General features: G+C 36.8%; 8 protein-coding genes, 1 pseudogene and 1 riboswitch. Of the genes and pseudogenes, 8 read left to right on the top strand and 1 reads right to left on the bottom strand.

Features of this window, described 5'->3' with window-relative positions:
- The first annotated feature begins 153 nt into the window (after nucleotides 1–153).
- From NGR58_RS09495 to NGR58_RS09460, 8 genes are all read left to right on the top strand, one after another.
- On the top strand, nucleotides 154–1,104 hold the full coding sequence (locus NGR58_RS09495; RefSeq protein ID WP_258089268.1) for an AEC family transporter: 951 nt from the start codon (nucleotides 154–156) through the stop codon (nucleotides 1,102–1,104).
- A gap of 114 nt (nucleotides 1,105–1,218) precedes the next feature.
- Nucleotides 1,219–1,368: a hypothetical protein gene (locus NGR58_RS09490; protein ID WP_258089267.1), complete on the top strand. Its 150-nt coding sequence runs from the start codon at nucleotides 1,219–1,221 to the stop codon at nucleotides 1,366–1,368.
- Between the two features lie 163 nt (nucleotides 1,369–1,531).
- Nucleotides 1,532–2,950, top strand: a complete 1,419-nt coding sequence (locus NGR58_RS09485; RefSeq protein WP_258089266.1) for a Sapep family Mn(2+)-dependent dipeptidase — start codon at nucleotides 1,532–1,534, stop codon at nucleotides 2,948–2,950.
- Nucleotides 2,951–3,008: 58 nt separating this feature from the next.
- Nucleotides 3,009–3,109, top strand: a riboswitch (TPP riboswitch).
- A 70-nt stretch (nucleotides 3,110–3,179) separates the two neighbouring features.
- Nucleotides 3,180–4,004: a bifunctional hydroxymethylpyrimidine kinase/phosphomethylpyrimidine kinase gene (gene thiD / locus NGR58_RS09480; protein ID WP_258089265.1), complete on the top strand. Its 825-nt coding sequence runs from the start codon at nucleotides 3,180–3,182 to the stop codon at nucleotides 4,002–4,004.
- Nucleotides 4,001–4,621 (top strand): TenA family protein, encoded by a 621-nt coding sequence (locus tag NGR58_RS09475; RefSeq protein ID WP_258089264.1) that lies wholly within the window; start codon nucleotides 4,001–4,003, stop codon nucleotides 4,619–4,621. Before thiD ends, NGR58_RS09475 begins: the two co-directional genes overlap by 4 nt.
- Before the next feature lie 57 nt (nucleotides 4,622–4,678).
- A complete protein-coding gene (locus NGR58_RS09470) occupies nucleotides 4,679–4,978 on the top strand; it encodes an MTH1187 family thiamine-binding protein (RefSeq protein ID WP_258089263.1) in 300 nt (99 codons plus the stop codon).
- Nucleotides 4,979–5,209: 231 nt separating this feature from the next.
- Nucleotides 5,210–6,481, top strand: coding sequence for an OFA family MFS transporter (locus tag NGR58_RS09465; RefSeq protein WP_258089262.1), 1,272 nt, complete (start codon nucleotides 5,210–5,212; stop codon nucleotides 6,479–6,481).
- Between the two features lie 134 nt (nucleotides 6,482–6,615).
- Nucleotides 6,616–7,410: a conjugal transfer protein TraX gene (locus tag NGR58_RS09460; RefSeq protein WP_258089261.1), complete on the top strand. Its 795-nt coding sequence runs from the start codon at nucleotides 6,616–6,618 to the stop codon at nucleotides 7,408–7,410.
- A 63-nt stretch (nucleotides 7,411–7,473) separates the two neighbouring features.
- Here NGR58_RS09460 and NGR58_RS09455 read toward each other — a convergent pair.
- Nucleotides 7,474–8,337, bottom strand: a pseudogene (locus NGR58_RS09455) (alpha-amylase family glycosyl hydrolase); the annotation flags it as partial.
- Between the last annotated feature and the right edge of the window lie 266 nt (nucleotides 8,338–8,603).

Below are 8,603 nucleotides of genomic sequence, written 5' to 3'. Positions count from 1 at the left end.
ACCTCGTATCTGTTTTTTTTCGTCGATTACATTTTACGCCGGTATCTTATTGGTGTCTTTTTGTTTGTGAAAAAGGCGAAATAAAAAGCGTGAAATTTTTAGTTTCACGCTAGAAAGTATAGAGCCATTTTAGAAAGGGGACGTTTATATTACATGGCAGCGTTAACCCATAGTATAACTGGTGTGTTAATGATTCTGGGCTTAGTAGCCATCGGTTTTATCTTAATTAAAGGAAATGTTTTTGATGATTCTGATGGTAAAATAAGTCGATTTCTATCTGGCTTTATTTCAAAAGTTGCATTACCAGCATACTTAATCGTTCATATCCCACAAGATTTTACACCGAAAACCTTACTTGCAATGGGGACCAATATATTATTTCCCTTAGCTAGCATGATGTTATTGTTAGTTTTGTCATTTTTTATTGCTCGCATTATACATGTTGATCCAAAACATAAAGGCCTTTTTCAGTCGTTACTCTTTAATTCAAATACGATAACCGTTGGTTTACCTGTGAATATGGCGTTATTTGGTACGAACAGTCTACCTTATGTACTTATTTATTATATGGCTAATACAACTGTTTTTTGGACAATCGGCGTTTATATGATTTCCATTGATGGTAACCATAATAATAAACACTTTAATCTGAAGAAAACATTAGCTGGTGTGTTTAATCCACCAATGATTGCTCTGGTCATTTCATTGATATTAGTTTTTATAAATGTGAAACTACCCGCATTTTTAGTTACTGATTTAACAGAACTAGGCGATACCAACGTTCCTTTAGCCCTAATTTTTATTGGTTTTGCTATCGCCAAGACTTCTCGTAAAGAATTGTTACCAAATAAGGAGACTGTCACACTGTCGTTAAGCCGTTTTGTATTAGCACCACTAACAATGGCGTTAATAATGATACCTTTTGATTTGCCATCATTATTAAAACAGGTCTTTATCATTCAAGCAGCTATGCCAGCAATGACCAATGCAGCAGTTATGGCGCTCGAGTATAAAGCAGATTACAAATTTGCATCTATTAGTATCACGCAAACCACTTTATTGATGTTATTAGTTATCCCCATTTTGATGTTCATCATTAGTTAATCTCATGTTTTACATTATATAAATCTATCCTTGCATTACCCCCGTTATTCGTATTAGGGTAGGGGTGGTGGTTATCATATAACCATGTATTTAAAATAACTGGGAGGATTATTCATGACATTATTTGGTACGAAGGCTTGGGCTAAACAAACATTGAAAGCAGATGGTGTTAAAAAAATTTCAGTAGCTAAGCGTCCAAAGCGCCTTGCAAATACACCAACAATTGCTCTTTATCAAGAAATTATTCGTCGTGACTTGATTTAGAATTTAAAACTTAATATACGCAAACGTGTTGCAAAAGGTTTCAATCTTTTACAACACGTTTTTTGTTTATTTATTCGTTTTATTTTGTTCACGTTGCATATTATTTCATTTATTGGTAATATATATGTTAATATATGGAATTATTTTTGGGAGGATTTCTTAAATGGGTACAATAAATGTCGCAACTTATCATGACGCTTGGCTTAGTGATTTAACAGAATTATTAAAAATTCCTTCAGTCCGTGAAGATGCATTAGCTTCAACGCAGGCACCATATGGTCCTGGTCCCAAGGCCGCTCTTGACTTCATGATGTCAATCGCAGAACGTGACGGTTTCGAAAAAATAGGAACAGTAGGTAATCGAGCTGGTTATATCTATATTGGTCCGGAAAATGATCCCGAACCAATTGGTATCATTGTGCACGTTGATGTCGTGCCGGTTAACGATATTGACCAATGGCAGACAGAACCGTTTACACCAGTTGTTAAAGCAGATAACCATATTTATGCACGCGGTGCTGATGATATGAAATCTGCTGTCATGCTGACTTACTACGCAATTAAAGCCATTCAAGATGCGCACCTCCCATTGAAACATCAAATTCGCTTTATCATTGGTACAGACGAAGAAAGCGAATGGGCGGACATGCACCAATACTTTGCAGAAGAGGGGGAACTAAAATATGGGTTTTCACCCGACGGCGCAGCAGATTTATCATACGGTGAAAAAGGTATTAGTCAATTAGACTTGTATTTTGATGCAACTAATCCTGAAAATGCTACCATTCAACTAATTAATTTTAAAAGTGGTTCAGCAACCAATGTCTTACCCGGCTTTGCTGAAGCCACGTTCTCTGGCATTCCTACCAATAGCTTACAGGAAAACTTTGAGCAATATTGTCAAACAGAAAACATTACGGGTGAACTAAGACAAAAAGATAATCAAACCACTCTGACTGTGCAGGGAGTTGCAACTCATGCTGCACGACCAGAAACTGGTAAAAATGCGGCTACATATCTCGCTAACTTCATGACACAATACGATTTTGAGGGAAATGCGGCTAACTTCCTGCAATTCATTGGCCAAAAGCTACACAAAGATCCCTATGGGGAACAATCAGGATATGGTAAAGCAGAACCAAAACTTGGTAAAACAAGTCAAAATATTGGTATTACCGACTTCATTGTCAATAAAGCTGGTCATATCAATCTGAATTTCCGTCACTCATTGGCTTTTGATGAAGCAGACACGGTTTCAAAGATACTTTCAGATGAACCTTGGTTAACTAAAATTGTTCGTGATCCCGCCGGTGTGGTACCACATTATGTCGGTAAAGATAATCAATTGGTTAAATTATTAGCAGATGCCTATGAATCAGTTACTGGTAAAGTACCAAACCAAGGGGTCAACGGTGGAGCTTCGTTTGGTCGTTTAATGTCGAGTGGTGTCGGATTCGGGGTTATCCCAACTGATGAGCCTTCAACAGCTCACGGAGCAAATGAATCCTTCAATTTGGCAAACTATGAAAGCGGGATGAATCTTTTAGTAGCAGAAATTCTTGCTTTGTCAGATAATCTTTAAAGGAATTACTATCATATTGACCTTCAAAGCAATACATGTGATAATTAACATATAATTTAATATTTACTAGGGGAGCCTCTTTTAGGCTGAGACGTTAAACAACGGACCCTTTGAACCTGTTTAGTTAGTACTAACGAAGGAAAGTAATGGTCAATGCGATTTCAAAGCACAGAAAACCAATTTCCTGGTTTTCTGTGCTTTTTAAATTGCCATATATTTGGGAGGAATCATGATAGACGTACCACAAGTTATTACAATCGCTTCAACTGATGCCAGTGGTGGGGCTGGTATCAACGCTGATTTAAAGACATTCCATAATCAAGAGGTGTACGCGGCAACGATTGTTGTCGGCATCACTGCTCAAAATACCTATGGTGTACAAGATCAACACCCAATTCCAGCAAATTTTATTCTAGAAGAATTTAAAAGCATTGCAGATGATTTAGATATTAAAGCTGCCAAAACAGGCGCATTATTAGATGAAACACGTGTTCATGCGGTTGCACAAGGATGGCAAGCATACAACTTTGGTAAACTCATCATTGACCCTGTCATGGTCGCAAAGGGTGGTGCACATTTATTAAGTGACCCGGCCATTGAGGCCTTAAAGAATGAGCTTATCCCATTAGCGTTTTTAATCACACCAAATTTGCCTGAAGCTGAAGTACTTGTTGGTAACTCATTGGAAACAGATAGTGACATTATAAATGCGGCTACTAAAATACAAAAAATGGGGGCTGATAATGTCTTAATAAAGGGTGGCCATCGTGCTAGTACAGATAATGAATATGCTGATTATATTTTATATGAAGATGGTTCGTCGGAATGGTTGACAACACCTGGTATAAAAACTAATCGCACACATGGCACTGGTGATACATTGTCATCATTTATAACTGCCAATTTAGCTAAAGGATACACTCTGAAAAGTATCATGCCACAAGCCAAGAAATTCACCTATGAAGCTATCCGTCAAACGATTAATGTCGGTCATGGTCATGGGCCACTAAACCATTGGGTAAAAGTAAACATGGAGACGGAGGATAATCAATGAATTTTCACGAATTTTTATTACAAAAATCCGCACCAATCCTAGATGATATTTATCAATCATCGTTTGTGCAAGGCATTGGGTATAACCATCTGTCACAAGCACAACGTGATTATTATGTTGCGCAAGATAGTTATTATACTGATTACTTCAGTAAATTATTTGACTTAACAACAGAAAAACTAACACCATTACAACAAGCATCTAAGCCGTCAGCTACCGATGAACAAGATGCCCATGATGCGCTCTTAGCAAGTCAGGCAATGTTGAATATACCACCTGATCAACACAATTTGGCCTATCTAGATCATATGGAAAAGGCTATTACGGCAGGTGATGCAACCAACGCGATGCTCGCATTGCTACCATGTACTGAATCATATCATCTAATTGGTAAACACTTTCTTAAGGCAACACCAAATAATACTTATGAACCATGGTTATCATACTATACAAGCCCTGAATACCAGGCTTTCACACAATGGAGTTGGCAAGTAGTTGATCAACAAGTACCTGACTGGAAAAAGTTATCACAAAAGACGCAACAGGACTATTTGGCAACCTATCTAACTTCTTATCGCTATGAACTAACCTTTTGGGAGCATGCCGCGGAGCACTGAGTGTTATCTATAATGTTATAATAGTTGTAGACTATGTATTAAAGAGAGGGAATAAAAATGAATACATTAATTTCAGTTGCAATTGCACCCTTTGGTGTTGGTGATGAATTAAGCGCTTATGTAAATGATATTATTGGCGTAATTGAAGAGTCAGGCCTAACCTACAAAACAACGGCAATGGGGACGGAAATTGAAGGGGAGTGGTCAGACGTCATGAATACTGTCCAAAAAGCAATCCAGACATTAACCGATAAAGGCATTCGGGCTTATGTTTCGCTGAATGCCGATATTCGTCCTGGCCATACTAATACGATTGAAACGAAACTACAAAAACTTGATCATAAGCTAGAAAGATAACAACTTTTATAGACAAAAAACATCCTACCATTAATAAATTTTAAGACTAAATAGATTGAAGCATAAGACGTGTTTCAATCTATTTTTCTGTCAAAAAGAATCCAAGTAAAATAAGTTCCCAATTATTATAATATTTAATATAGACAAATCCCGTAAATAGGACTATATTAAATACCGCAAGCGTTTTCAAGATGCTTGTCGTTAATTTAGGTTTTTTAAGGAGATATTATTATGCAAACCGCATTATCATCAAAGGGTCAGCCAAAAGTTGTAAACCGCTGGCTGGTAATCTTTGGTACTGCTCTGGTGCAATTGGGTGTGGGAACCTTTTACGCATGGAGTATTTTTAACACACCAATTCTGAAAATGTTTCATCAATTGGTAGTAGACCCAGCTACAGGTAAAACTGCAGCTGTTCAACCTCATTTAGGTTCTGTTTCATTGATTTTCTCAATCGGAGCACTTTCTTTATCATTATCAACTATCTTTGTTGGTGCATTGGTAAAAAAATTCGGTGTACGAAAAGTGACTATGTCAGCAGGTATATTATTCGGAATTGCAATTTTCATTGCTTCTCGCGTTAGTTCTGCTGATCAATTGTGGTTATATTACTTATCAGCAGGTGTCATGCTAGGAGTTGCTGATGGTATCGCGTATATGGCAACTTTGTCAAACGCCATCAAATGGTTTCCCGAGAAAACAGGTCTAATCTCTGGTATTTCCGTTGCATTTTATGGTTTAGGTTCATTTGTTTTTAAATATATTGATTCAGCAGTTTTAGGTACTAATATCGTACACAATCTACCATATGCTTTAATGACCTGGGGATTCTTATCAATGCTTCTAATTGTAGGTGGCGCCTTGTTCATTCATGATGCGCCAGAAGCAAAAGAAGAAAATGTTGTTGATGACCCAACTCATCATGAGTTCACGACTCGTGAAATGCTACGTAAACCACAAGCCTACTTGCTATTTATTGCTTTACTAACCATCTCTTTGTCAGTTTACTTGACTGGAATCGCATCAAACTTGGGAACAAACCTTGCCGGATTAGACATTGCCCAAGCTGCTAATATTGTTGCCGTTGTTGCAATTGCTAACACGATTGGTCGTTTCTTAATTGGATCACTTTCAGACAAATTCGGTCGTAAGTCAATGTTCATTCTGTCATATGTCGTCACATTTATTGCGGTCGCAACTTTGGCCTTTAGTAGTCACTTAAGTGTGCCAGCATTTTACGCTGCAATGATTGCTGTGGGATTCTTCTTCGGTGGTACGATTACTGTCTATCCAACAATGGTTGGAGATTACTTCGGTTTGAATAACCATAGCCAAAACTACTCACTAATTTACCAAGGTTTTGGATTCGGAAGTTTAGCTGGTGCAGTTATCTTGTCATTAGCTGGCGGTAACTTATCGGTTGTCTTCAATATCTATTTGGTCATGTTGGTTGTTTCATTATTGATCTGGATATTTATTAAGAAACCCGTTTACAAAAAATAATTTATTTTATAAACAGAAAAATTCTAGCTACTAATTTTGTATAAATTAGTAGCTTTTTTTATACTATTTTCTGTATAATATCATTTGAGGCAATTTTATAAATCAAAAGCATAACCCCAAGTGAAAGGATTTTTATGAAAACACAATCAGGGCGTTTCTTACAGCTAACAACTTTTGATCTTAAAATCATCGGGATAGTCTTGATGGTTATCGATCACTTTCATCAAACCTTTGTACCTTTTGGTGCACCAACATGGTTGGATTGGTTTGGTCGTCCAGTAGCAACCATATTCTTTTTTACCGCTGTGGTCGGTTTTTCTCATACCCATAGTAAAAAGACTTATATGTTACGTTTGTACATTAGTATGGTCGTTATGGCGTTACTCATGAATCTGACACAACAACTTATCAATTTTGATCAGGTTCAATTAATCAATAATATATTCCGTGATTTATTTATTGGTACAATTTTTATGGCAGCTGTTGACCAATTTGAGAAGGTACCTGATGGCCATGCTATGAAGCATATAACGTTTGGAATTTTCTTATTTTTGCTACCATTCTTACTATCACTAGCCATGTTGCCGTTATTGACCACAGGCGGTTCAATCTCCTTGGGACAAAGGCTAGCAATGCAAGCCTTATTAGCTATTAACCCAGCTATTTTACTTGCTGAAAACGGTCTAATGGTCTTGCTCATCCCAGTCATGTATATATTCCGTAAGGTTCGTTGGGCACAGCTAGTAAGTATTTTGGTTGTTGCAGCCATCTATGGATTCCTAGGCACAACACAATGGATGATGCTTTTTGCTATCATTCCAATTGCCTTATACAATGGTGCAAAAGGGCGTGGTATGAAGTATTTCTTCTACATTTTCTATCCTGCACATATTATTTTCTTATATGCACTTGCAGCTTGGTTATACTAAAAATAGGGCACACAAAAAGAGCACACCACTCGAGAAGTGGTGTGCTCTTTTTATGCTCTAAGATTACTTTGCGTAACGATAAACTTTTGATTCAAATGGTCGTAATACTTGACCTTGATCATCTTTATAGTTACTGATCAAAACTTCTGCATTATCAGGTACTTGATAATCACGAGTTTGTTCATTTTCAGTAAAGTTATTAATAGCCAACAATTCTTCATTGTCACCAATACGCTTGTAAGTATAAACTTCTTCATCTTCAGGATCCAAAAGTTGGTAATGTCCTGTTGTAATGATAGGTAGCTCGTGACGTAGTTGAATTAACTTTTGATAGTAGTAGAATACTGAATCCTTATCTGTTAATGCTTCTTCGACGTTAATCGTATCAAAATTATCGTTCATCTTAAGCCATGGTGTTCCTTGCGTAAAGCCAGCATTTTTACTTGCATCCCATTGCATAGGAGTACGTGCATTATCACGACCCTTATAATGAACATAGCGCAATAATGTATCATCATCTATCAAATGATCTTTATTAACTAGGTACTCACGAGAATTTAAAATCTCAATGTCATTAAAGTCATCCCAACCTAGATTGTAAGCATTAGTCATTCCAATTTCTTCACCTTGATAGATATAAGGGGTTCCTTGCATAAAGTGTAGTAGGGTAGCTGCCATTTTAGCAGAAACGACACGGAACTCTGGTTTATCACTACCATAACGGCTGACAGCACGTGGTTGATCGTGGTTATTCCAGTATAGTGAATTCCATGCTTTACCATCAAGTTCATATTGCCACTTACTTAGGTTTTCTTTTAACTTAGGTAGAGAAACACGTTGATCATACCACTTACCTAAGGCAGCATCGGGGTTATCATCTAATTCAACATGTTCAAATTGGAACACCATATTTAATTCTTTACCGTTAAATGCGGAATTTGTCAGTATAAATAAAGGGGGGAGTAAATAAACAAAGGGGAGTAAAGTGTAATTTATTTCTCGAAAAATTGGTTTATTCTAGTTTACATAATATATATTATCGAAAGTTGTATAATAAAGGGCACTGTCAAGTATTTGACGCAACATTGTTTTTATTACTGTTTTTTGTATGTACTGTAAACGTTATCACACCAGTTTTACCGGCATTTTTTTACATTTTTATAACAAAATTCATTTTAGCAAAAATTTTTGTC

It is taken from the genome of Weissella fangxianensis, from assembly GCF_024718545.1.
GTDB classification, from domain to species: Bacteria; Bacillota; Bacilli; order Lactobacillales; family Lactobacillaceae; genus Weissella; species Weissella fangxianensis.
The sequence above is the reverse complement of the archived record's forward strand: the minus strand, read 5'-3'. Positions and strand labels throughout refer to the sequence as shown.